The organism is Viridibacillus sp. FSL H8-0110 (genome assembly GCF_038003565.1).
Taxonomy (GTDB): domain Bacteria; phylum Bacillota; class Bacilli; order Bacillales_A; family Planococcaceae; genus Viridibacillus; species Viridibacillus arenosi.
Genome location: NZ_JBBOPJ010000001.1, coordinates 1,772,591 through 1,797,448, shown reverse-complemented (window position 1 = coordinate 1,797,448; position 24,858 = coordinate 1,772,591). Strand labels below are relative to the sequence as shown.

The window sequence follows — 24,858 nt, the reverse complement described above, 5'->3', positions numbered from 1 at the left end:
ATTCTATTAAATGGAGGTTAATAAATGAAAAAATCACTCGGCTTTTTACTTTTACCATCCTTATTATTTGGCTGCTCCGACAAAGATTTCAGTACTAGCTCCCCTGCTTTGGCTCAAGAAATAGAAAGCAATTACCTCGATGGGTATGGAGCAAATCCACAAGTACCTGATGACCGCACATTACTCACTGTCGGACAATCCATCAAAGATGCGAAAGGCGAAGCAACATTACAGAAAATAAACTTAAAAGAACAAACAGTTAAAGTCGGGGATATTAAATTAACAGTGAAAGATACAAAGCTAATTCACCTGTTCCCCGATTACAGTCTAACCGACTATTTCCACAGCCTCACCCATGACGAAGAATTTGATTATGTGAAACTCTTTGTGGAAATCAAAAACAGTTCCACCCAAAAAGTAAACTTCGCACCAATCGCTATGATTGAAACAAATACTGGTCAGAAAATCACTTGGGATCAAGACATTTACTTAGAAAACTTAAACGAAGAAATTGAAGGTAGTGCATCTAAGAAAGGCAATTTGGGATTCATCGTTGATACAAAAACGAACCTTGAATGGATTGAAATTACAACAAGTGATGTATTTGATGGAAATGAAGCAAAGGTTGCTAACGCTAAAAAGTTTAGAATTTATTTTTGATAAAAAAGCTATTTAAAAGAAATTTAAACCTTTAAATTATCCAGACTTAAATTTAAAAAGGATAAATAAAAGGGCATTACATATTATATCTACCTAATATGTAATGCCCTTTCCTTTTTATTAAACTAAAGCCTCCAATACTTGAATATGCCATGTACAGTTACTATTACTATTGACGCGGTGCTAATAACATTACGGCTACACCAACTAAGCAAATTCCTGCACCTACCCAATCGTACAAATCGGGTGCTTTTTTATCAATCCCCCATCCCCACAGGACAGAAAGAACGATAAATACTCCTCCGTATGCAGCATATACTCTACCGAACGATGGAAACGATTGAAATGTAGCAATAACACCGTATAAGGCTAAGGCTATTCCTCCACCTATACCCCAATAATATGGTTTACCTTCTCTTAACCATAGCCATATCAAATATCCTCCGCCAATTTCAGCTATACCTGCAAGTATAAACAAAACAATTGCATAAAAAATTTAGACCACTTCCTAAAAAAGTATTCTATAAAACAAATTATAACTTATACTTATTCAATTGCCTGTCCCATTTGTTGTAGAAAAAAAAGGGGCCGTCTGAACAGCTTAAAGATCTTTTCCTAAAAAGCCTTCGGCAATTGAACAAGAAAAGCTGTCATAGCAGCAGACTTTATTAATTGGACTATTGCTGCTATTTGGCGTCGTTCTTAATTTTTTCATCATACTTCCTAACAATGAAAAGTAACTGGTAATACTGATTATATAAACTCCCATTGTTCAATCTCTCTAATAAGCTCCTCCATCGTTTTCAAATAATGTTCTACCCAAACAGAAAATGACATATCCTCATCCCAAGTAACTGCACCGATAGCTTTTGCACAGCCCCAATCTAATGTTCTTTGCATAAGCATATGTACTTTTAAACGTTGTATGATTTGCTCTTTTTCATCAGTTCTAGTCATATATATCTTAAAAAAATGCTTCGCCACATCTAATTCGTTATGATCTATATACATTGTTAACATTTTTATCAAATCAGCTAAAGGGTCACCAAAATAGGCATTGGTAAAATCAAATACTCCACTTATTTTCCACTCGTGCCCTTCATACAGAATCAAAAAATTACCAGGCTTAAAATCACCCATAACAAATGTTGGTGTATCAAATTGATCAAAAGCATCAAGAGATTCTTGTAGGACGTTTTCTACCCAGTTCACATCACCTAGTGTTATTTTAGAATATTTTTTTGCATCCTCCACCCAATAACGAATTCTATTAAAAAGCCAAATTGTAAAACCCTCTTTAAATTCACTTAAGTTCTTCGTGTTAGGATTAAATTCTCCGCATACATCTACTTTCCAACTATGTAATTGCAATAGCGTGTTCGCCATACTTTCTGCAATCTGTATTTTATCTTCACTCATTAACTTATCCGCTACTTCTATATCGTTCAAATGCTTACCTTTTAGTCGTGGCATAATAGCATAACTCCAACTAAAATACGAATTAGTTGCACCAATGAAATACGGCGTGGGAACAGGTACATCACTAATTCCCGAAATGTTATTCACAAAAAAATGTTCCTCCTCAAATTGCCCAGGAAATAGTGGATTCCCTTTTAAAACAAACTCACCTTTAGAGGAATGAACAAACATTGTCTGACCCATTGCACCATTATCAGTTTTTTTAGAGGAAATAAGTTTACCTAAATTGTGTTGATTAAGCATTTGTTGTAATTGCTCATTCGTAATAACACCTAATTTATTTGAAGCGAAAAGAATTTTTGTTGTCATAAATTAGCCCCCATAGTATTTGAATTGGATGTGAAATTAATATTCTGAAAAAATATTTTAATCTCTATACCATGCCTCTTCAAATTCAACTTTAACCACCTTACCAAATAGTGCTCCCCACTGAATAAATCCAGAACCCCAAGCTGTTATTACATTTCCATCTTGAACCACTAGATCTTCTACATAGTTCGCATCATCAAATAATCCGCATTGTTCTCTATGTTCTGCCAACAATCCAACTGTGTATTTTTTTCCTTTTAATAATCCTGCTTTTGCTAGTAACATCGGGGAACTTGAAATACTTGCAATAACAAAGTTTGCTTGGTTAGCAATCTTTTGAACAAACTCTATATATTTTTCATTTTCAACAACACTTGCAATGTCCATACATCCAGTAAGTAATAGACTATCAAATTCTTGGTAGTTTACTTGATCTATTGTTTCATCAGCAACACAAGTTAGACCTGCCTCCCCTTTTACTCCTTCCTTTGTTAGTGCAATTACAGAAATTGATTTTCCACCTTGCATTAGAATGGATAAAGCAGTCGTCAATTCATACTCGCTAAATTGTGGATATAATAAAACCGCCGTTTTTTTCATAGAATATTCACCTCTTTTTCAAGTTTCTCTAAAAGTTCTAAAATCTTGTTTTTCACTAAATGATATTACTAATATAAAAGGAGAATAACAGAAGTATTACTTAAGCTTTATACATAATTTTATCATATTATCTAATTTATAACTTTTTATAAAATTTTACACATATGTAAACGTTCATATATACTCAAAATGTAGAATTTATAAGTATTATATTTATTACATATGGAGGCGAAAAAAATGGAAATGCCAACTCATATTGTTGCTGTGGATGCATTAATTAGAGTAGTAAAAGAAGAAAGTGGAATTGACATTACTGTATCAAACTTAATCGGTGTTTATTCAAATACAAGCACTCATAAATGGTACGACGGTATCACTGACGTTCCTACAAAATTAATGCTAGATTATAGGTGCAAACCAGTTGGTGGGGAGTTAGCTATTTCAGAAGAAACATCAGAAAGCTGCTGGGTTGCTAAGGATACAGTACTGGAGTATTTTACGAAAACTGCTTTTCGAACTCGTTATGAAGCTTATTTGAATTTCGATGGAAATATTAAATATATGGAATATATCACAGATCCTGAGTTTGAAATCAAATTGAACAGAACTGTCTAAATCATTCTTAACATTGAGACACTATGGACAAAAAAACCGGTCATAGCTTTTCAGCTACAACCGGTTTCTATTACATTTCTTGTGCTTTTTCAGTTACTTCTTTTGGTACTGTAATCGGTTTAACACTATTGAAGTTGCTCAGTTTTAAGTCAGTGTCTGTTTTCATCTTCATTTCATTGCCTTCTACTTTCATCGTCATATTCATAATTGTTTTCATATGCTCGATATTGTAGTCATCTTTGTTAATGTAGATTACATACTCAACATCATCAAATTTCATGTCATCAATTGCTGGTTTTTCAGCACCTTGTGCCATTTGCTCAAGTTGAGCTTCTACTTCAGTTTTAATGAACTTTGTAAATTTCTCACCTTCAGCTTTTAAAGTTAACACGTATTTGTCACCTTCCGTATCAACTTTAAAGTCCTCTACAAATTCACTAAGTTTTTTCAGTTGTTCTGAAGGATCAGATTGCTCTTTATAAGAACCTAAAACTAGATCATATTGCTCTTTTGGCATCTTCATCCATTGATTCACTGTTGATTCTTTCATATAGAAGCCTTTATCTGTCATATACCCTTCCATTTTAATATCCATTGCTTCTTCCGCACCAACATCTTGCATCTTAGTTGTTGAAGTAAAATATGAACTTAGTGGATCAGCAATGATATCCATTTTCATATCACTAACCAGATCAATCGACATTTCTTCTTCACCGTCTTTAAATACCATGCTTTGCTTGATATCACCATTTGCAGAATAGCTTTTTAGAGATTCTTGCTGTTTTAAAGTTTTCTCATAAAGTTCTTTCGCAGTTACATCTGAATCTCCGACCTTTTCATTTGCATTACATGCGCCAAGTACGCCCACTACTAGAAGCATGACGAATGGCAAAAACCATTTTTTCATTAATAAACCCCACCTTTTAACTTTTAAATAGATATTAACTTTAATCCTTAAAGGAAATTTTGTTAAATTTATCTATTAATAGTATAGTACGAATCTAAGAATAAAAAGTTTCATATTTTACTATTTTATGTATATAAGAATATTTTAGTATAATTATAGTGAATCCGCTCTTTTTGATATTTTCTTCATGACAATATCAATACAAAAGAAAACTGTTACACATAACAATGCAATCATTAATCCCGTTTGAATATATCCTTCAGGTGAACCACCTGCAATGAAATTATAGACTGCGAAAATCATTAAACATATTACGCCACTAACGATGTGAAGCAGAAAACTTATGATTTTCTTTAGATGATATTTGTAACAAAAATTTTCAATAAACATTGAGGAAAGTAATCCAAATGTGAAAATGAATGGAATTGTTACTGAACTGACAACAAATCCAATGATGAAATAGTCATTAGCATTTACTTCAATAAAAAATAATGGAAGAATAAAAAAAGTGAACAAGGCAGTTAAAGTCGCTACGAATAGTTTTTGTGACAACATCATGATCAATTCCTTTCAGACATATATTCAAATAACTCAATACAATGTCTAATGAAACGGCACATACTCTAGAGTGATTTTGCCTAATTTTCTACATTAGTTAGATTAAGTTTATCATACACCGAAAGAAATTCTTCTGGAAATTTAGTATTTATTTGCCTAACTTCATTTTTTTACAACATAGTGTATATACAAAAGGGTATTAAATTCAAAACACTTTAATCAGCTATAAAAAACACATTTTGCATTATATGTGAATTAGTTAAAAAATGTTCGTTTTAATTTCATCAATACCATTTGATAATTACCCTTTAATCACTTGATAGTAAGCTTCGAGCAGTTCTTCGACTAGGATGTTATCTATTTTCATACCTGTGATTTCGCTATTCTGTATTTCTACATCTTTGAGATTGCAATGACTCAATTTGCTTCCTTTCAAATCACATCTCTCAAATAATATAGGATTATTTTCTTTTCCAAGATCTGTGTCTTTAAAATGAACTCCTCCTAAAGAAGCCAAAAGGATTTCGCTGTTTGCAAGATTTAAATCCGCAATAAGTGAATTTCTAAAATTTATATTTTGAAATTTTGAATGGCTAAGATTGCAATTGCTAATATAGCTATTCATCAAATTACTATTACTAAATGAACTGCCTTTTAAATTTACTTGATAATATTCGGCTTTAGACATATCACAATTGTCGTACTGTATTCTTGAAAGTTCTTTATTTTCAACTATATTTTCTTCTTCAACAGGTATTTTTATTTGCTTTGTATAATAGTATTCATCTTTCGTTTCGAAGGTTTTTTCATACCCCTTCTTTTTGTAAAAGTAATGATTATTGATTTGCCGGCTAGACGTTTCAAGTTCCCATTTCCTTACATCATAAAACTCTTTTTCCACTATACTTATCGCTCTTGAACCAAATCCTTTACCTTGATAAATAGGGTCTATGAATATACGGTCAATTCTCCCAAAAGATCTCCCCGATACTGTAACAATAATACCTCCAACAATGATTTCATCTATAATAACCTTATAATAATTCAACTCTTTAATCATATATTTGTTCATTTCTATAGATGCATATCCTGGAGGTTGAATATTATAATCTGCATAGGCTTCCTCTTTTGACAACCACTTTTTCGCTTCTCTGTCAAAAGTTTTCTTCATAATTTCAGTTAAAATCTTTGCATCATTCATTGTTGCTTTTTCTATCGTTAATGCGGACATATAAATGTGCTCCTTTTTGAAAATAACCATTTTTATTTTAGAAAGATAGAAAGAATTATGAAAGTAATAATGAATCACCATAATTTCTATTCCAAACATCTTATTCGAAATCTAAAATTCTAATAAATCGAAGCATCATAATCTATTTTTAATATCGATGAGTTTAAATCTCTCACATACAAGAAGCATATCCTCTGTAAATGTTAAACCGTATTTTTGTAATTCTGAACTGAAGAAATTTACATGTATATCTTTCCATTTCTCATATGTACCATCACCTTCAGCAATTGCAAATTCTTCAGTTACCTCATTCATAGGTACTAATGAAACTTCAACTGTTTTGACAATTGCAACAGGTTGCTCTTCGCTATTCAAAATAACCCCGTAGTCATTAATCATAGGTAACGGCATATTTTTCAACTCATAGAAAGCATGACCAGAACATGTTGCTGTTTTCTCTCCACTAACTACTTGTTCGGCTAGCCTATCAGCCGTGTCACCGAACTTCCAAGTACTTACTGATGTTGGCTTATTCTGTTCTCCCCAATATTCGTTCCAATACGTTTGTGCTTCTTTATTCATTTTAGAACCTCCTATACCTTCTTTATTGATCTGATTTTATTTTCATCTATAGTGTGAAGACTCTTTACTTATGCTCGAAGCAGTATAATATGGGAATCGTTAATAAAATATTTATTCTTCATAAAGTAGTTGGATTCAGAATTTCAACTTCAATTTAGGCCAAATCTTATCCCAGTTCTTTGTCTCAATTCTTCTTACATAAATATCATGCATAGGCATGCCTTTCTTGAATTCTGGAGTTGGTTTTACTACACAAGATAACAAATCCTCTACTCCGTATGGAGCACATAACTCAACTTTAGAATTATTTAAGCGTATACCAATAGCAGTTGGAATTTCTGAAAAGTGAGCGATTCCATCTTTAGAAGAAATGTAAGGTGCAACTCCATTTATCACATGCATTCTTGCTTGATTTTTCACCGACCAAGGCTCGTCAGGCTTCATACTTAATAATTGCTGCTCGAGACTTTTTTCTATTTGTTCATCTACCTCTTCAGCATTGAAGTAAATGACATCAATATCTGCTAATGGCGTTCTTTCACCATAGTTATGCAGTAGATCCCAAGCCTTACTCCGAACAAAGCCAGCACAAACCCAACAGTCTGGCAAATTCAACTGTTCTACAGCTTGTAAAATCTCCATCATCCATTTATCTTTTTTTATCGCTTCTATAAGACCAAGTTCATTTTGTAAAACCAATGAGAATACACTACCTTTCTATATTTTAATAATCGGAAATATTCTATTCTAGTAATTGCAGTTTTTCAATGAGTTAATTGAATGTTTCATCAGTTGAAATACACAGTTAATTATTGCTAATAAAATCCTTCTATGTCAAATACAGAAATATAATGAGAGATTCAAAATTTTAAAACATGATTAAATTATCTATATAAACGTTAGTAAAAAAGCGTTTTGGAAAAAGGTAAATGAAAACATGGATTTATCTAAGTCCGAAGCTTTTCATGAAAAAGACCATATCATTTGAAGGTTCTATATCAAACTGCTTTTTGTATGCTACTACTCCCTCTTCTAAGCTTGAACATTTTTCAGAAATAGCAAAACTAATATTTAATTGCTCCCAATAGGATACTATTTCTTCTCTACTGCAAACTGACTCATGAGAACATATATAGTAGTCAGCGTCATACTCTTCGATTATTTGTATCATCGGAAATAGTTGTTTAGCATCAAAATGGTTGCTTCCCTGTATTGTTCGCCCATAAATACAGTCACCTAAAAATAAAGTCTTCTCTTCAGGTATATATAAAATTGTTGAATCATCCGTATGTGGACTTACAATTTGGCGTATCTCACATGTAACCCCACCTAAGTCAATTTTCATTTCACCATCAAAAGATAGATTCACATTTTTAGGTGAAAAATTCTCTCTATCCGTAATTTCTGCCTTAATACATTCTATTGAAAAATCATTAAAAACACCTTTAGCTTTTGCTAATTCTAATGATTTTTCATCATATTTAATACCTTGATACATTTTCAAATAATTACTTGTTTTGATATTTGCAATTGAAATCAAATCCCATTCTTTTAAACCAAAAGTATGATCCCAGTGATGATGTGTTAACACCAAAAACTTCACCGATGGCAGGCCCATTTTATCTATTTCTATTTTGAATTCATTTGCATGTTTGGGAGAATTTCCTGCATCAACAATTAAACAAAAGTCGTCACCTATCACAAGTCCTAACACGGGTCTATCCGTTTCATCACTATTTTTCATATAATAGATTCTATCAGTTATTTTTTCTAACATTATTATCACTACTCCTAATTTTTTATTGAAGTCTTTGCGTAACAAATTCAGTCGAAATATGCTGAGATGTATATACAATCACCTCTCAGTTCTGAAACTCTGTATTTAACAAACTATATAACCACATGTTTTTACATTCTCCAGTAACACTATGGCATTCAAACTTCCTTAAGTAACCTTCTTCTTTGAAGTTGAATTTTTTTAATAACACCTTTGATGCTATATTTTCATCACTAACAAAGGCTTGAATTCTTACTAAGCCTAAATGGTCAAATCCTATTGATAAAACCTCATGTACTGCTTCGGCCATTATTCCACGACGCCAATATTGCTCTGATAGTTCATAACCAATTTCAGCCCTTTTCCCTTCAAATTCACTTAAAAATATTGTTCCTATAATTTCATCTGTGACTTTGTCTGCAATTGCAAAACGAATAATCCAACCTGCATCATAACCTTTGTTCCATAGTTTGATAACTTCATAACTTCTTTCTATTGTTTCTGGTCCATTCCAATCAAGATTTCGATATACATTTTCATTTGAATAATATTTTAATAATGCAGGAGCATCTTCCAATCTTAATTTCCTTAAACGAATTTTTTGAGTTTCTATTACTGGAAACTCTTTTAATATTTTTGCAAAATCCATTTTTATTCCCCCATAAAATGCTAATTGGTTAAAACTTTGTGCTATATGTTCGAATAGGTTAAATCATCTTCTGAATGCGTTAAATCAAGGGCCGAGTAGATCAAATCATTTTTTCATGTATGTGATAACATTGGAAACATCAACTTGTTATTTTTAAATAGTTTTTCTTTATCCCCCATTACCATAAGTGTAGAATCCTCTTCTTTATAAAGACTTACTTCATAGTTTTCACTGTTGATAGGCATAAAATTCAGTATAGCTCTCTTTGTCTGTTCTGTTGCCAAGGCATTTAGTACATTTTCAATTTCTATTTTCTTGGTTGCCAAAATATCATATAGAATCAATGTATCTTCTTCATAATCTGCTACAGCAATTGCATTTAAGTCTTGTATATAGAAAAGATTATACTTAAAACTGAACAATTCAAAATAGTTACAATAGAACATGACTAGCCCAGCGTTATCCACCATTGAAAGTGCAAATTGTGCTGCAGCATTCTTTGCTGTTTCATAAAGCAGATTAAGATCGATAACATTATCGATGTCCATTTTTCGGACAGAATAAGGACTTTCAATTATTGAAATTTGTTTTGAAGCTTGATATTCATCAACAGATATAAATCCGAACTTAGGATAAAAATCAAGAACACTGTCATTAGCGAAAAGATAGAACATATCACATTTATTTTCCCACTCCTCTATAACCGTATCCATTAGCACTCGGCTTAGGCCTTGGTTGCGGTATTGTTCATCTGTCATTACTGTACCCAACTGAACAAATCGTTTTTTCTCCCCTAAGACGATAAAATCAATGACACTGACTGTAATATGAGAAACCATTTTATCGTTGTCTAACAGTGAATACAAAATACAATTCTCTTTCCAATAACCACTTTTATACCACTTTTCAAAATCGAAATTATAAGTTTGTTTAGTTAGCAAATTAAAACTGTTTCGTAGTTCATTATCATCCTGGTAGAGGGAAATCAATTTATAGTTTTTGCCGTTAATCATTACGTTCTTCATTTGAATTTCCTCCTGATTTCTATCTAAATAAAGTATAACTTAACTACATAACTGGAAAATACCTCATCCTTTTTTCATAAATGAAAATAAGCCAATGTAGTTTATAACCACATTGACTTATTATTTGCTTTCTTTTCTTTTAGTATGATTCTTTGGATACTTTTTGAAGATAAATAATATTTTTCTGCTAAAGTAGTTGTATCTATTCCCGATAAGAAATCGTTGTAAATATTAGAATTCCTTAAATCCAATTCTCTCCTTGTAGCAGTACCTGATCCCCAAGACTTTTTATTTTCTTCTCTTCTTGGGATATAAATATATTCACCATCGACATATTTCTGTATTAACTCTACTAGCTCTGCTGGCAGAAGATTATTTGCTCTTTTATAGCTCATTTTTGCACTCCTAAATTTTAATAGTTCTTTTAGGAATAGCAAAGGCTATTATTTTGTTTATAATATTTTGCAATAGCCTTTACTATGCAAAATTAATAGTACCTCTTCTCATAAAATGCATCCCTCCTTATGTTGTATTGCTTACATTACTGTTTCAAGTATATGTCATATCATACCACATTTTACAGTGAAAAAGCTGAACATGAACTACTCACTAAAATCCAAATTACTCGGTTGTTTTGGCAAATGCTCCTGTGTAAGCATATTTGTCGTAGCTACTTTTTCATTCACTTCTTCAAAACAAAATCCATCAGCCCATACTTTCCCCGTTCCAATAAGTAATACACCAAAGTGAATAGAAGCACTTTCTTCTGGAACATCTAGAATAATTGAATAGTGATTCCAATCTGTTGTGCCTTGAATGGAGCGGTTATCCATATTATCAAATTGAATAGTATCGCCAGTAGTGTTATCAATCCGAAGCCATGCACCGCATTTTAAAACGTTTTCTGTTTTTAAATAACATGAAAGCTTTAGACGTTTCCCTTTATAATTATTTGCTTGGAAACCTTGCATAATTGTGGCAAACTGCTGAGCGTTTGCTTCCCCTATTGCAAAGAGTAAACCTGATTTTGTTCCTGTATGAAATACATCTCCGTCCACTACGAAATCATACAACTCTGGATTAGATCCGCTTAAGCTCCAGCCTGTAATTTGTTCACTTTTATTCATTTTTTTCTCCTCCTCCATCATTCGTACAGCCTGCATAAGCTTTCGATATTTCCCTGGTGGCAAGGAGTAAACATCTTTAAATGCTCTTGTAAACGCCTCTTGAGATTGAAATTGAAATAGTAAAGCAATCGTTAAAATTGATTCATCTGAGTGCAATAGTATCAATGCAGCCATCGCAGTCCTACGTAAACGGATATATTCGCCAATTGATTTCCCTGTTTCTTGTTTAAAAATCCGAAGTAAATGATACTTCGAATATCCGATAACTGATGGGAAAGTATCAAGTTGAATCTCTTCCGTCAGATTGCTTTCAATATAAGAAATTGTTTTTTGAGTTACTTCGCTGTAATACATCTTGCTCACCTCAAAATCATCATACCGAATATAGAGAATATTTTTTTGATAAATCTTGCTAAAGTTTACTGCCCGTTTGTTTATTAACTGTTCAGCAAAAAATTGTACAGTATTTAAAAATCATTAAGACTGTTTTTATCGAATTTATTATTCCGTTACACCTAAATTCGATAAAAACATTATCTACCCTTTAAATAATTTCCATTTGATTATTCGGTGTTCTTTAAACGCTAGGAGGATATTATAGTTTATGAAAAATCGGTTAGTTGCTTTAAAATTGTTACTTTAACAAATAATAATGTTGTTTAATTCGGTTAGCGAATAATGAAGATTCCCCCCCTTTTAATTTTTATGTTTAGCTTTCCCTCTATCCACATAGATTAAAAATAAGTAGCCTACGAAACTAATTCCTAAGAGAGCAACAGCCCATGTTGTTTCGTAATTCACTAAAATTCCAAACAAAGCAATAATTGTTGACAGTATATATATATAAATTTTTTTGAAAAATACTATTTAACTTTCACCCTTTCTTAACTATACGGACATTGGTATATTCTTACATATATTATATAGGATAAAGAAAAGATGGTATGAAAATCCAATTCAAACTATCTTTTTTAAACAAGCGGTTTGGCTTTATTTCAAAAATGCAGTGAAGGGCGAAGTGAAGCTTAAGTTTTTTCCTATATCAATAGCTAACTAAGGCCGTGTGATGGATTATTTAAGATGTAAAAGAGTTTATTAAACTAAATTACACAAATGAAATTGAAGAAACTCATCGAATGGAGTCAAAAAGGTCGTCCTATATAGAGGCTTTTTTTACTTTGTGAAAATCTACGAAAAACAATAAAAAACTATTTATAAATATTTGTATCCATCAAATAATTATAATAGATATGAAATATATATTATATTGTGCAGTTGTGTTAGAATAATAATGTCTAAAATTAGAAAGGTAGGGAATACATATGAAAAAAAGAATCAAAAAAGTACTAGTGTCATTGGGAATGGCTTCAGTATTACTTGTAGGTGGGGTCACTACTGCAAGTGTAGCGCCAAAACAAACGGAAGCTGCTGGCTTTGAGGTATTTAAATATAAAAGTGGCTATTTTACTAACTATGTAGATTCAAAAAATTACTACGAGAAGTGGAGTAGCACTTCAAAAATCGCTTTACTTAATGGTTCTATTAAATCTAGTAGCTCCGCAAGTGGAACTTACAAAGTATACATACAAATTAAGAAAAATAATAAGGGAAGTTGGAAGACAATCAAAACTATTAACGCTAAGAAAAACGGAACTACCAAGTTTGAGTCTCCAAAATTCTCGGATAATGATGGATATAGATTTCACCTGGTGAATCAAGGAACAAAAAAGAAAATTACCTATGATTTGTCATGGGCACCATGGGGATATAAATAATAGATGTTTTAAACCACTCAATCGAGTGATAAAAAATAACTTATACATTTAAAGTAATTCAATAATAATTATTTCAATAAAAGCCTACATCCTTAATCGGGATGTAGGCTTTTATCGTTCTAATTCACTTACTAATTTTATCTGTTGGTTTGAAATAAAGATTGATCAAAAGTATTCTGCAAAGCTTGATTTAATAACTCACCTAAATTTTACCTTTATAAAAAAGATTGATTAAAAAGGCGAATCAAACCACTGATATACTGTATTCGCCAATTTCAATCTTAAATTTTACTCAAACTTTAATATAAATTATCAATCATTATTTAAAACCATCGCATCATTATTTCAAATCTACAATTACTTTACAAGTTTAAATCATTTCAACATATATCCTACATTTTTAATGTATAGTTAGAGTGAATTTTAAAAGCTAAGCACTAATAGAATATAAGTTGGAGGAGATGTACAGTGAGAAGAATTATTTTATCGACTGAGAGCGGGGCCGATTTACCGGAAGTTTTAGCGGACAAACATGATGTACAAGTGATACCGATGCATGTAATCATGGATGGTCAGGATTATTTAGACGGTCATCTATCCGTAAATGAAATTTATGATTTTTATGATCGCACAAAAAAGATACCATCTACATCTGCCACTAATGTCCATGAGTATCATGAGTTTTTCAAGAAAATTAGAAAGGATTTTCCTGATAGTGTCATTATTCATATTGGTTATACGTCAAAGGCATCTGCTTCCTTTCAAAATGCGTTAATAGCAGCGGAAGATTTAAAGGATCTTTTTTTAATTGATGCTTTGAACGTTACAGGTGGATTAACTGCAGTTGTGATGTATGCTGTTACTTTGCTAGAGAAAGAACCTAGGATTGATCCTGTTCACTTAATAGAAAAAATTGAATCAAAGGTTCCTAAATCAAGGCTTGCTTTCATTCCTGGTAGCTTAGATTTTTTAAGAGCAGGTGGACGAGTAAGTAATTTAGCTTATCTCGGAGGTGCTTTGTTGAAAATAAAACCATGCATTGAATTAGTAGAAGGAAAGCTTGTTTCAACTAAAAAATATCGTGGAAATATGAGCAATGTTGCTGAAAAATTAATGCGTGATTATTTAAATCAATATGACATTGATAGACAACAAATTTATTTTATATACTCAATCGGACTCAGTGGAAATATCAAGCAACGGATAAATGAAATTGCAAATGAAACTGGATTCAAAAATACAACTTGGATTCAAGCCGGTGCTATGATTTCTACTCATTCTGGTCCTGGAGGATTTGGGATTGCAGGATTAGAAGTTTAAATCTTGTATACAGTATATTGAAAATCTAAAAAGGCTTCATCGATAAGAAGAAGCCTTTTGTTTTATACCATTTTTTTTAGGCATAGCGTCATGAAAATGCGGATTTACATTAATAAGGAAGTTTCAACCAACAAAAAGTACCTACCTCTGTCAGTTCCTTGTTCAACTAAAGCCCCCGTTAGTTTAAGTACATTTCTTCACAATCTCACACTAATAAACCTTTTTAAGTCCTTTTTTTAAAGTCCTATTTCATGAAATGGTCAAATATAAAAATAAAAGCACAATTCTTATTCCAGAATTGCGCCCGATTGTTGAATAACATGAAGGTGTTTTATAGACAATAGTTACCATGAGAACATGACAAATAATTAAATAATGGAAAATTTTTCCTTGCATTTTCCAAACATATATTTTAATTCGGAAGATTTAGTTGCTACGAGACACCGAACCGATGGTGTACTTATCCTAACTGACGTTTAAATGCATTACTGGCGAAGAAGTAAGAGATAACCGTGATGCCGACGCACCAGGCAAGCGCGATCCAGATTCCGTTGCCAACAGACCCTTCATACAAAAGGGCACGAATCGCATTCACAATTGAAGTCACGGGCTGGTTCTCAGCGAACGCACGGACAATTTTAGGCATGGTTTCTGTGGGAACAAAGGCCGAACTAATAAACGGTAAGAAAATCAACGGGTACGAGTAGGCTGTTGCCCCTTCCATAGATTTCGCTGTCAATCCTGGAATGACAGCCAGCCATGTCAGCGCTAGCGTAAACATCGCGAGGATCCCAGCTACGGCGAGCCAATCCAGGATATCAGCGCTGGACCGAAAGCCCATCAAGATCGCGAAGAGGATAACCACCACGACAGTAAGCGCATTGGAAACAAGCGAGGTCAAAACGTGAGCCCATAATACAGACGAGCGCTTGATGGGCATGGTAATGAAACGCGCCATCAGCCCGCTCTTTACATCCGTAAACAGCCGCACGGAAGTGTAAGCAACGCCGGATGCGATAGCCATCAGCAAGATTCCCGGCAATAAATAATTGACGTAGTTGTCCGTACCTGTCTCTATTGCACCTCCAAATACGTAGACAAACAGCAGCATCATCATAATCGGCGTAATCGCCACCGTGATAATCGTATCCGGGCTGCGCATGATGTTGCGCATTAAACGCCCTAGTAATACCCCTGTTTTGCTTTTCATTTACATCTCCTCCTTTTTGCCAATGATCGCGAGGAAAACTTCCTCCAATGTCGGTTGCTTCTCGAAGTATTCCACTTTCGCTGGCGGGAACATCTCTTTAAGTTCGGTAAGGGTACCGGTCGTGATGATTTTTCCACCATGCAGGATGGCGATACGATCCGCCAGTTGTTCGGCTTCCTCCAGGTACTGTGTCGTCAGCAAGATGGTCGTGCCGCCGCCGGCAAGCTCCTTGACAGTATCCCAGACTTCAATCCGCGCTTCGGGGTCAAGCCCTGTCGTCGGTTCGTCGAGAAAAATAACTGCTGGCGTACCGATCAGGCTCATGGCGATGTCAAGCCGGCGCTTCATCCCGCCGGAATATTTGTCGGCCCGGCGGTTGGCCGCATCGGTCAGGCTGAATCTTGCAAGCAGATTGTCGGCGACTTGAGCAGGATTGGGAACTCCCCGCAACTTGGCAATCATCATCAGGTTTTCCCGCCCGGTGAGCATGCCATCTAAAGCTGAGAACTGCCCTGTCAGGCTGATGCTCTGGCGAACATGATCCGGTTGTCGCTTGACGTCAAAGCCGCAAATACCTACTTCACCGCCATCGGCCTTCATCAGTGTCGAGAGGATGTTGACCGTCGTCGTCTTGCCCGCTCCATTTGAACCAAGCAGTGCGAAAATTTCGCCACGACGCACCTCAAAATCCACCCCCATTAAGACTTCCTTGTCTTTAAAGGATTTTTTTAACCCTTTTACAGATATCGTTGCATTGCTCATACTTTTATCCTCCTTTTAATAAGCGTCTTGCGGAGCTAGATTGCATATACCCTTCTATATAGTATGACTGATAATAAGTATTACTTACTACCTGGTATAAAATAAAACTGAATAACGAAGGTGGAATTTCACATTTGTAATCAGCTATTCAGTCGGTATTATCTATTGAATTTATTTTTTTCCTAATCGATTCAAGATACTCTGATTCAAATCTTCACGATACTTGGCGACATAGGTTTTAGCGTTTGCCACTAGTTCGTCAGCAAATGACGCCACGTCGTCCCCAGTGATTTCCAGCACTTGTCTGCCTTCCGCCGCACTAGATTCGAACAACTCGATTAATTCATACTGTATGTGCAGCATATCCATCCCGCTGCCTCCCGCTGAGAAATTCCACATGTAGTTTTGAATTTTCTTAAATACAAACTGGTAGTCCTCTGGCAGGGCTTCAACCCGTGCCATCATCATCTTGTATTCTTTTTTATCACCAATCATTTTTTTGAACATTTCCATCATGTTATTTTTCCTCCTTTTTTATAAAGCTGAACAAGGCACTCCAAAAATATCGGATAGAATATCTTATGATGCTAAGTTGACTTCAAGACATTGATTTTTGATGATACAAAATCCCATTTTTCCCAAAACAATTCAAGTTCCTGGCGACCAGCCTCATTAAGTGAGTAAAACTTGCGGGGCGGTCCCATATCTGACGGTTTCTTTTCTATGTTCACCAGTTTTTTCTTTTCTAATCGCACTAGGATGGTGTAGACCGTCCCTTCTACGACTTCGGTAAACCCAAGCTCGTTCAGGCGGCGGGTAATCTCGTATCCATAGGTTTCATGGCGGCTGATGATTTCCAACACGCAGCCTTCCAGCGAACCCTTAAGCATTTCAGTTAAATTTTCCATGTTCAAAGCCTCCTTTACCTCCTCTATTTTGTCTGACTTATATTCAGTATAACTTAGTACTAATTAAAATTTTTTACTTAATAGCTTTTAGGAAATCGAGCTATTAAGTATTACTTATTACAGGTACATCGTAACACCGAGTAGCGAGGCTGTCAACTGTTTTTCTTAAATTATTTTTGTGACCTCACTATTCAATGGTGTTGGTATCCAGTGTTACTTATTACAGGTATATCGTAATACCTAGCAGAGGGAATTTCAACTGGATTTTCTAAATATTTCTATAACCAGTGCTTTTACTTCCTCCTATGCTTCTTTCACAATGATTACACCCTGGATCATTCCCATCCAGCAGCTGTACATGAGAATATGGAAATTCTATCCCTTCATTATTTTTCGATTATCTTATTCACTACTTGCTCATTAATTTTTTTAGTAAAAAGCCGACTTCTGTTTCAATGAACACACCGAATAGATTTAGAAATTTGCTGTTCATTAGTATTACTTTTTAAAAGATTACTTCAGAAATTTTAGTTCAAATAGCTAATTCTATTGATTATTGCATCGAATCAAAAATTTTTCTTCTTCAACTATCTACACCAACCCTATATTGCAAATTATCTTTTTCAAAAACCAATAAGTTTGCACCACTTATACTCATGAAGTATGCAGTGTTTCCATCCTTAAGCCTAAAATCCTTTATTACTTATCTTTTTAGAATTATGTCTAACATACACGTATTCCAAAATTAAAGATGCTAACAAAGCAATCATAACGGGCATCAGAGGTTCAATAGATACATAAATTCCACTTTCACTATTTTGATGAGTATAAGCTAAAGTTAGCCAAGAAATCGAAAACTCATTCCCAATAAAAACTAAAGCAATAGTTAAAACTATAAAACTCATAACCCCCACAAAAAAGCCTTTCAGTTTTAATTTCATTTTTTCACATCCTAACTAACTGCTTTTTTTCTAACGAATCGAATATGGAAATATTCATTTTTTATTATATAAAGAAATTGAAATTAACCCCAGTTCTATTACCCTTTTTAAACAACTTTATTATTTTTTCAAATGACTTTATTGTAAATTGAACAAATCTCTTGTCACTTTATATTTACATTAATTAATACTAAGTAAGTTTATTTCTATTCTTTTAAGATACCAATATAATCTGGTGCAAGAACGAGTTGTATAAACTCGTCACCTTTTTTGTAAATAACACTATGCCCATCAATTTCCACTTGTTTCCACCCACTCTTTTTAATCATTAACTGATAAGTAAGTGGAACATCAGTACCTGTCGATGGTTCCCATATATAATTTTTAGCATTCTGATTTTCACTTTCTAATGTAGCACTATTAGGAACAGGGAAATCATAGAATTTTTGTAACTCAAAATAATTTTTATCTACATTTGCATAATAAAAGCCACCTACTCCTACTAAGAGAGCAATAGCAACTATCAATAGTACTAATCGTTTCATAGTATCCTCCCCACTATTTAAACTGCTCTTTCAGATGTAAATTTCTTAATGCTACTACTAGAACCTTCAATATTCAGTGATTTCGTATAGAACGATGACTCAAAAGCAATACTGAAGAATGAATTCAAAACAGCCTAAATTGCATTGCAATAATAAAAAAGAATAGTCGAGTAGGAGGACATTATTTTGACTCTAAGTAATAAAACATTATCTATTTTCGCCTTAGGTGGTATCAATGAAATAGGTAAAAATATGTATGTTATACAATACGCAGATGATATTATAATCGTCGATTGTGGAGCTAAATTTCCGGATGAAAGTTTATTAGGGATTGATCTTATCATCCCTGATATCGATTATTTACAAGAAAACAAGGAAAAAATCAGGGCTTTAGTGGTAACACATGGCCATGAAGACCATATTGGTGGAATTCCATACTTTTTGAAGAAATTAAATGTTCCGATATATGCTACTCGTTTTACACTCGGATTAATTGAACTAAAATTAAAAGAACATAAACTATTTAGGACTACAGAATTGGTACAAATCAACTCGGATTCAAATTTAGATTTTGGTGAAATCGCTGTAAGTTTTTTTAGAACAAGCCACAGTATACCCGATTGTTTAGGCATTGTCTTTGACACACCTGAAGGAAAGGTCGTTCATACAGGAGACTTTAAATTCGATCTAACACCAATGAATGATCAATATTCTGATATTCATAAAATGAGTGAGATTGGTACACAGGGGGTATTACTCCTCATATCCGAAAGTACAAATGCAGAACGCCCTGGCTCTACTCCTTCTGAGCAATTGGTAGGTGAACATATTGAAGCCGCCTTTATGAAAGCTAAGCGTAAGATTATTATTTCGACCTTTGCTTCAAATGTAAATCGTATTCAGCAAATAGTCCATGCAACCTTAAAAACCAATCGAAAGCTTGCATTGCTTGGTCGTAGCATGGTGAATGTCGTATCAGTTGCTGTAGAACGCGGATATTTAGATTTACCAGATGGCTTGCTAATTGAGTCACGAGACGTAAAGTATTTACCTCCTGAAGATGTCGTGATTTTATGTACAGGCAGTCAAGGAGAACCACTAGCGGTCCTTTCTCGCTTATCGACTTCGAATCACCGGGAAGTAAAAGTGTTACCTGATGACACGGTTATTTTTGCAGCATCCCCTATTCCTGGGAATGAAAAAGATGTATCGCGGATAGTAGATAGCTTCTTTCAAATGGGAGCCAAAGTTATTTATGGATCCGCTAGCAAAACGGGAATGCACGTATCGGGACACGGCTATCAAGAGGACCTAAAACTTATGTTAACATTAATGAAACCAAAATATTTTATTCCTATTCACGGTGAATATAGGATGTTATACCTACATCGCTTGTTAGCTGAATCCGTTGGCATTGAAAAAGACAATACCTTCATCATTAAAAACGGAGATGTGGTCGATATTGAAAACGCACTAGCACGTCAAACTAGAAAAGTCCCTGCTGGCGATACTTACGTTGATGGAATCGGTATTGGCGAAGTAGAGGACATTGTATTACGAGATCGAAAACAACTATCTGAAGACGGTATGCTTGTCATTGTTGTAACAATTATTAAAACAGAAGGTACACTTGTTTATGAACCTAACACCATTTCCCGCGGGTTCGTTTATGCAAAAGATTCCGCAGAGCTTATTAGAAACGTAAATGACATTGTTAAAACAACAGTAAATGAATCTTTAGATGGTAGCATTAATAAAATGAAGAAAAAGATAAAAAAATCTGTAGGACAGTATATAAATACTGAGACAAAAAGAAAGCCGATGATTTTGCCTGTTATTATTGAGGTTTAAGCAAAAGAATTTTTCAATATGATTTATCTCGACAAGATAGAGTTAGAGTCCGCGGATTCGAAAATTAAAGGAATCATCGCTCATAAATGTTATCTAATAACGTTTATGGGCTTTTTATTATGTACTATCTTATTTTCTTTCTACCTGTTTTTAATGGATGCTCAAGAAGGTTTTTTGTTTTAAAAGCTATTAACTCAAAGATTTTTGCGAATAAATAGAGAGAAATTTATTTTGATAAAGTTCTCTACATTCTATCATCAACTAATGTCCCCCTAGTTGATGAACATTAATGAATTTTAGCAATTATTATCTTCCTATACATTCCATTCATCATAATTGGTGTATCTTCTTCTATTTTTAAATGTTTATTATTTTTTGGAATTAATTCTTCAAAACTTCTGCCAATATCAGTTCCTAATGCGCTAATAATTGGTCTTAATAGTAATTTTGGTAACGAGAGCTTTTTATTTTTAGGAGCAAATTTATCAAAAATAATTACTTTTCCTTCGTGCTTTAAAACTCTCGATATTTCTTGAAAACATTTATTGGCATCTGGTACAACTGAAAGTATTAGACTTGCTACTACATAGTCGAAAGTTTCATCCTCAAAAACCATATTTTGAGCATCCATTTCTAAAAATCTAATCCTAGTATCCTTGAATTTTGTTTTTGCCTTTCCAAGCATATCAGGTGAATAATCAATTGCAGTGATATCTACGTCAGAGCAATTGATTAACTCTAAATCAGCACCCGTCCCTACACCAACAAACAAAATTTTGTGTTTGCTATCGAATGGTATCGATTGGAATATTTGTTTTCGAGCATTTAAGAATATACCCGAATTAAAAATCTTATCATAAATTGGCGATCCGATTTTATAAATAAATTTGTTCCAAGAATTATTCAAACCCCTACACTCCCAGTTCATTTTTAATTCTATCAATCAATAACATTCTTAAATTTTTTAAATCACTTTCATATTTTCCGACATATTAATATTTTCAATTGACTATTCTGCCACGTTTCTTGGAGCGGAAATATGCTCTATACATTATTGAAGTAACGCAGCCCGCTAGCACAAGGTTCTAATATATTGTATAATTAATCTTTTCTATAATGTACAACTTTTAGATTATCTTGCCTATTAAAGAGAGTTGTCCAATCTTTGTGTTGTACCCGTTGTGTTTTAGCAACATATTTATGGGTAATTGCCGAACTTGTATTCTGCTCTTTGTAAAAGTATTTTTTGAACCCCTTCTACTGATTGATTAATGGATATCGTCAAATCAGTTGTATAAAAACCCCCTACTTCTAAAAGCTCTTCTACTTTGTCCAGTAACAATTCTATAATATCTATTTCATTGTTTTCCGCATTTACTACAAAGTGAATGATGCTTGCAATTTTTGAGCTAGTATCTAAATTCACCAATAATAAACCAACTGGTTCAGTATGAGAAATGGCCCCTACACCCATAATATCATTTCCGAATTTTTCTAGTTGTTTAAAATATGCTGGTAGTAAAAGCTTATTAAAACTATAAAAATTAAAATGATTTACTTCCAAAACTTCAAACATATCTTCACCTCTTCAACTAATAAACCCAAAATTAATTAGACTTTTCACGGATTAATTTCAAACCAATTCATATGAATCCGTGACAACATTGTACAAGAAACTATTTGTATTATCTGTGCGGTAATTCTCACTAAAAGCATTCTTTATATCAGGTACAGTTTTTACCTCAATACTATTCGAAGAGACAATTTGGGTACCGTTTGTAGCTTCAATAAAGTAGTAATATACAAGAATAGCGCTACTTGGAAAAACGTTATCAACATATGTTTGAATACCCGCAGAAATGTTAGAGGCAATTGTTGTTGCATCAGTCAAACTATTTACCGTATTATAGGTTTTTTGTAGGGAGGAAATCATCATTTTACAGAAAAACCTTATGTTTTATTATGATTTTGCAAAAAGATGAAGGAGCTATAGGCTGATGGTGAATTTGCAGTAAAACAATAAAAGCGACATGGCTAGAAATGAACGCCATGTCGCCTTTTTGTATGAAATTTTCGTTGCGTTAGTTTTTCCATGTACTACGCAACTAGTTGGTTTTAAATAAATTATTTATTTAAGCTTGTCCATTTTTGTTCAAGCCATGTTTTGAATTCTTTACCTTTATGACCTTCGTATGCATCGTATACATCTAAGCGCATACGTTCAAGTTTTCCAGCGAAGTCTTCAAATGTGTGATCAGCTGGTAAGCTTTTCTTCACACGGATTAGGATTTTATCAGTACCTTTGATAATATCAAATTTTTGTACTTTAGGTGGCTCTATATTTTCACCAAATGCAATTAGTGCTTTGTAAGCAGCCTCTTGTACTTTGTATACTGTATCATTTTCCATACGGTTTTTAAGAAGATCGATTACTTTAGGGTGTTTACAAGTGCTTAACTCATTTACCGCTGAAAGACGATCTCTCCAGCTAGACGTGTAATTCGCTTCTTTTTTTAGTTCTGCATAGTCTTCTGGTAATTCTGTTTCAAACTTTTTACTCAAGTTATGTCAAACTCCTTTAAAATTATAATTGAGATGATTCAAGCTTTCTTCGACAATTGGTCTGTGGAATATCAATTCTTCTCTATCTTACCATTATATACGAAATCGACGGCTAGCTCTTACTTATTAGAACTTTAATTTTAAAAATAGTTATTTTATCACTAAATAAGAATACAATCACGTACTAAGTGAGTCAAATTCGGTTATGAATTGATCAGATTAAATTCCTATACTATTTGAATCGGTTAAATCATTACTCGAGTAAGTTAAATGCTCCCCTCAGTAGGTTAAATCATTCTCTGAGTGCGTCAAATAAAGAGCTGAATAGATCAAATCAGAAAAATCTTAATTATAGATTCGAGATTTTCTGGAATAAAATAGTCACTATCAAGAAATTACTGCTTTTCTTGATAGTAGCTATTTAGTCATCATGTCACTATTACAAACATTCCATCACACAATTTCCAAAACCACGAACGTCTTTTAAGTAATCATATCCAACTGGTGAACCGAAGTTATTAAAAGCACGTACCGCAACTATCTCATGCTCTGGAATGACTAACAAAGTAACATTTGTATAGCCGAGAATTTGATAAGCATCATTAGATACGACTTCACCTATTTCTGTTCGACCACAAGAGGCTCCTTGGACAAACCAAAAGAAACCGTTCCTTGGATAGTCCAAAGGTAGAGTATTTGGGCTTTGAACAGAAGTACAGTACTCAAATATCTTTTGAGGTATTAATTGTTTACCGTCTACTTTTCCTTTAGATAAATGTAGTGCTCCCCATCTAACTAAATCTCTAACAGAAGCATACATATTCATTTGACTGCCATCTACATTGTTACTTGTATACCAATGTGGATCGTTTTCTTTTCGAATCACTTCAACATGTCTAGAATCCAGTTCACCATACCAACCAATCTCTGTCAGACCACAAGGAACTAACACTTCAGTTTCAACAATATTAGCAATCGTTCTACCTGAAACCTTCTTAATGATTTCAGACAATAATTCTACACCAATATTTCGATAAGCCCAACTTGTCCCTGCTTGAAACTCTTTTTCAAGTTCTCCATTTACTAGTCTTAACCCATGCGTATGAGTGATTAAATGGCGAATGCTTACACCCTTTAATATACCACTATCTATTTCAGGGAATATCGGTGCAATCTGTTGCTCAAGTGATTTAATTGCCCCCTCCTGGATTAAGTAAGCTGCGGAAAAACCGATAAATGTCTTTCGAACTGAAGCTAGATGAAAGAATGTATCCTTTTGCATAGTTCTTGCTCCAAAGGTTTTACTTTGAAAACCAGTGTAAGATTCTGCAACAACTTGGCCTTCTTTCATAACTATTAAGGCAGCACCCGAAGCATCTACTTGTTGAAAAGTATTCAAAACGTTTTCCCAAACTGGTGTAAATTGATTCATTCAATTCCCCTCACTTTTTGATAGTAACACACT

The 24,858-nt window shown here is 33.7% G+C and carries 29 protein-coding genes; 5 read left to right on the top strand and 24 right to left on the bottom strand.

Translation table 11 applies throughout. The features are described 5' to 3' along the window. The first annotated feature begins 24 nt into the window (after positions 1 to 24). Positions 25 to 660, top strand: a complete 636-nt coding sequence (locus MHH98_RS08995) for a DUF4352 domain-containing protein (RefSeq protein ID WP_038182844.1) — start codon at positions 25 to 27, stop codon at positions 658 to 660. Between the two features lie 169 nt (positions 661 to 829). Here the strand turns inward: MHH98_RS08995 and MHH98_RS08990 are convergent, their stop codons facing one another. From MHH98_RS08990 to MHH98_RS08980, 3 genes are all read right to left on the bottom strand, one after another. After that, positions 830 to 1,156 (bottom strand): YnfA family protein, encoded by a 327-nt coding sequence (locus tag MHH98_RS08990; RefSeq protein ID WP_038182847.1) that lies wholly within the window; start codon positions 1,154 to 1,156, stop codon positions 830 to 832. A gap of 257 nt (positions 1,157 to 1,413) precedes the next feature. Continuing rightward, a complete protein-coding gene (locus tag MHH98_RS08985; RefSeq protein ID WP_038182851.1) occupies positions 1,414 to 2,448 on the bottom strand; it encodes a phosphotransferase family protein in 1,035 nt (344 codons plus the stop codon). A 57-nt stretch (positions 2,449 to 2,505) separates the two neighbouring features. Then, positions 2,506 to 3,048 (bottom strand): DJ-1/PfpI family protein, encoded by a 543-nt coding sequence (locus MHH98_RS08980; RefSeq protein ID WP_038182854.1) that lies wholly within the window; start codon positions 3,046 to 3,048, stop codon positions 2,506 to 2,508. A gap of 237 nt (positions 3,049 to 3,285) precedes the next feature. Between MHH98_RS08980 and MHH98_RS08975 the strand changes: the two genes are divergently transcribed. Next, the gene (locus MHH98_RS08975) at positions 3,286 to 3,663 is read left to right on the top strand and encodes an NUDIX hydrolase (RefSeq protein ID WP_051448666.1); all 378 of its coding nucleotides are present in this window, start codon (positions 3,286 to 3,288) and stop codon (positions 3,661 to 3,663) included. A gap of 70 nt (positions 3,664 to 3,733) precedes the next feature. On the opposite strand, the gene MHH98_RS08970 is transcribed toward MHH98_RS08975, so the two are convergent. The 10 genes from MHH98_RS08970 to MHH98_RS08925 all read right to left on the bottom strand — a co-directional run bounded on the left by MHH98_RS08970 (position 3,734) and on the right by MHH98_RS08925 (position 11,873). Next, a complete protein-coding gene (locus tag MHH98_RS08970; RefSeq protein WP_038182855.1) occupies positions 3,734 to 4,570 on the bottom strand; it encodes a DUF6612 family protein in 837 nt (278 codons plus the stop codon). A 153-nt stretch (positions 4,571 to 4,723) separates the two neighbouring features. Next, positions 4,724 to 5,125, bottom strand: a complete 402-nt coding sequence (locus tag MHH98_RS08965; RefSeq protein WP_038182856.1) for a hypothetical protein — start codon at positions 5,123 to 5,125, stop codon at positions 4,724 to 4,726. Positions 5,126 to 5,429: 304 nt separating this feature from the next. Next, positions 5,430 to 6,359, bottom strand: a complete 930-nt coding sequence (locus tag MHH98_RS08960) for a GNAT family N-acetyltransferase (RefSeq protein ID WP_340712607.1) — start codon at positions 6,357 to 6,359, stop codon at positions 5,430 to 5,432. Positions 6,360 to 6,494: 135 nt separating this feature from the next. Continuing rightward, positions 6,495 to 6,941 (bottom strand): ASCH domain-containing protein, encoded by a 447-nt coding sequence (locus MHH98_RS08955; protein ID WP_038182858.1) that lies wholly within the window; start codon positions 6,939 to 6,941, stop codon positions 6,495 to 6,497. A gap of 135 nt (positions 6,942 to 7,076) precedes the next feature. Next, on the bottom strand, positions 7,077 to 7,640 hold the full coding sequence (locus MHH98_RS08950) for a nucleotidyltransferase family protein (RefSeq protein ID WP_340708921.1): 564 nt from the start codon (positions 7,638 to 7,640) through the stop codon (positions 7,077 to 7,079). 244 nt (positions 7,641 to 7,884) lie between these two features. After that, positions 7,885 to 8,718, bottom strand: coding sequence for an MBL fold metallo-hydrolase (locus MHH98_RS08945; protein WP_038182864.1), 834 nt, complete (start codon positions 8,716 to 8,718; stop codon positions 7,885 to 7,887). An 85-nt stretch (positions 8,719 to 8,803) separates the two neighbouring features. Continuing rightward, a complete protein-coding gene (locus MHH98_RS08940) occupies positions 8,804 to 9,367 on the bottom strand; it encodes a GNAT family N-acetyltransferase (protein WP_038182867.1) in 564 nt (187 codons plus the stop codon). A 113-nt stretch (positions 9,368 to 9,480) separates the two neighbouring features. Beyond that, entirely contained in the window at positions 9,481 to 10,392 is a 912-nt protein-coding gene (locus MHH98_RS08935; RefSeq protein WP_340712605.1) for a GNAT family N-acetyltransferase, read from the bottom strand. Between the two features lie 101 nt (positions 10,393 to 10,493). Next, positions 10,494 to 10,787: a CD3324 family protein gene (locus tag MHH98_RS08930; protein WP_038182872.1), complete on the bottom strand. Its 294-nt coding sequence runs from the start codon at positions 10,785 to 10,787 to the stop codon at positions 10,494 to 10,496. A gap of 207 nt (positions 10,788 to 10,994) precedes the next feature. Further along, positions 10,995 to 11,873: an AraC family transcriptional regulator gene (locus tag MHH98_RS08925; protein ID WP_340712603.1), complete on the bottom strand. Its 879-nt coding sequence runs from the start codon at positions 11,871 to 11,873 to the stop codon at positions 10,995 to 10,997. A gap of 968 nt (positions 11,874 to 12,841) precedes the next feature. On the opposite strand from MHH98_RS08925, the gene MHH98_RS08920 reads away from it, so the two are divergent. Both MHH98_RS08920 and MHH98_RS08915 read left to right on the top strand, forming a co-directional pair. Continuing rightward, a complete protein-coding gene (locus MHH98_RS08920) occupies positions 12,842 to 13,294 on the top strand; it encodes a hypothetical protein (protein WP_038182875.1) in 453 nt (150 codons plus the stop codon). Positions 13,295 to 13,762: 468 nt separating this feature from the next. After that, positions 13,763 to 14,614 carry a DegV family protein gene (locus tag MHH98_RS08915; RefSeq protein WP_038182876.1) on the top strand — a complete coding sequence of 284 codons (852 nt, stop codon included), beginning with the start codon at positions 13,763 to 13,765 and terminating at the stop codon, positions 14,612 to 14,614. A 460-nt stretch (positions 14,615 to 15,074) separates the two neighbouring features. Here MHH98_RS08915 and MHH98_RS08910 read toward each other — a convergent pair whose 3' ends face one another. From MHH98_RS08910 to MHH98_RS08885, 6 genes are all read right to left on the bottom strand, one after another. Beyond that, complete coding sequence (locus tag MHH98_RS08910; RefSeq protein WP_038182877.1) at positions 15,075 to 15,824, bottom strand: ABC transporter permease; 750 nt, start codon at positions 15,822 to 15,824, stop codon at positions 15,075 to 15,077. Then, positions 15,825 to 16,586 (bottom strand): ABC transporter ATP-binding protein, encoded by a 762-nt coding sequence (locus tag MHH98_RS08905; RefSeq protein ID WP_038182878.1) that lies wholly within the window; start codon positions 16,584 to 16,586, stop codon positions 15,825 to 15,827. It lies immediately after the preceding gene. Positions 16,587 to 16,757: 171 nt separating this feature from the next. After that, the gene (locus tag MHH98_RS08900; protein ID WP_038182879.1) at positions 16,758 to 17,102 is read right to left on the bottom strand and encodes a DUF1048 domain-containing protein; all 345 of its coding nucleotides are present in this window, start codon (positions 17,100 to 17,102) and stop codon (positions 16,758 to 16,760) included. 71 nt (positions 17,103 to 17,173) lie between these two features. Beyond that, entirely contained in the window at positions 17,174 to 17,494 is a 321-nt protein-coding gene (locus MHH98_RS08895) for a PadR family transcriptional regulator (protein ID WP_038182880.1), read from the bottom strand. A gap of 686 nt (positions 17,495 to 18,180) precedes the next feature. Then, positions 18,181 to 18,435 carry a hypothetical protein gene (locus MHH98_RS08890; protein ID WP_340712601.1) on the bottom strand — a complete coding sequence of 85 codons (255 nt, stop codon included), beginning with the start codon at positions 18,433 to 18,435 and terminating at the stop codon, positions 18,181 to 18,183. A gap of 206 nt (positions 18,436 to 18,641) precedes the next feature. After that, complete coding sequence (locus MHH98_RS08885; RefSeq protein WP_340712600.1) at positions 18,642 to 18,980, bottom strand: hypothetical protein; 339 nt, start codon at positions 18,978 to 18,980, stop codon at positions 18,642 to 18,644. Positions 18,981 to 19,166: 186 nt separating this feature from the next. Here MHH98_RS08885 and MHH98_RS08880 point away from each other — a divergent pair, with 186 nt between their 5' ends. Continuing rightward, a complete protein-coding gene (locus MHH98_RS08880; protein ID WP_038182883.1) occupies positions 19,167 to 20,831 on the top strand; it encodes a ribonuclease J in 1,665 nt (554 codons plus the stop codon). 286 nt (positions 20,832 to 21,117) lie between these two features. Here MHH98_RS08880 and MHH98_RS08875 read toward each other — a convergent pair whose 3' ends face one another. From MHH98_RS08875 to MHH98_RS08855, 5 genes are all read right to left on the bottom strand, one after another. Further along, positions 21,118 to 21,738 (bottom strand): class I SAM-dependent methyltransferase, encoded by a 621-nt coding sequence (locus MHH98_RS08875; protein WP_076035229.1) that lies wholly within the window; start codon positions 21,736 to 21,738, stop codon positions 21,118 to 21,120. Positions 21,739 to 22,029: 291 nt separating this feature from the next. Continuing rightward, entirely contained in the window at positions 22,030 to 22,407 is a 378-nt protein-coding gene (locus MHH98_RS08870) for a hypothetical protein (RefSeq protein WP_038182885.1), read from the bottom strand. Positions 22,408 to 22,464: 57 nt separating this feature from the next. Further along, the gene (locus MHH98_RS08865) at positions 22,465 to 22,767 is read right to left on the bottom strand and encodes a hypothetical protein (RefSeq protein WP_038182886.1); all 303 of its coding nucleotides are present in this window, start codon (positions 22,765 to 22,767) and stop codon (positions 22,465 to 22,467) included. 188 nt (positions 22,768 to 22,955) lie between these two features. Beyond that, entirely contained in the window at positions 22,956 to 23,393 is a 438-nt protein-coding gene (locus MHH98_RS08860) for a HEAT repeat domain-containing protein (protein ID WP_038182887.1), read from the bottom strand. 439 nt (positions 23,394 to 23,832) lie between these two features. After that, the gene (locus MHH98_RS08855; protein WP_340712597.1) at positions 23,833 to 24,825 is read right to left on the bottom strand and encodes a serine hydrolase domain-containing protein; all 993 of its coding nucleotides are present in this window, start codon (positions 24,823 to 24,825) and stop codon (positions 23,833 to 23,835) included. Between the last annotated feature and the right edge of the window lie 33 nt (positions 24,826 to 24,858).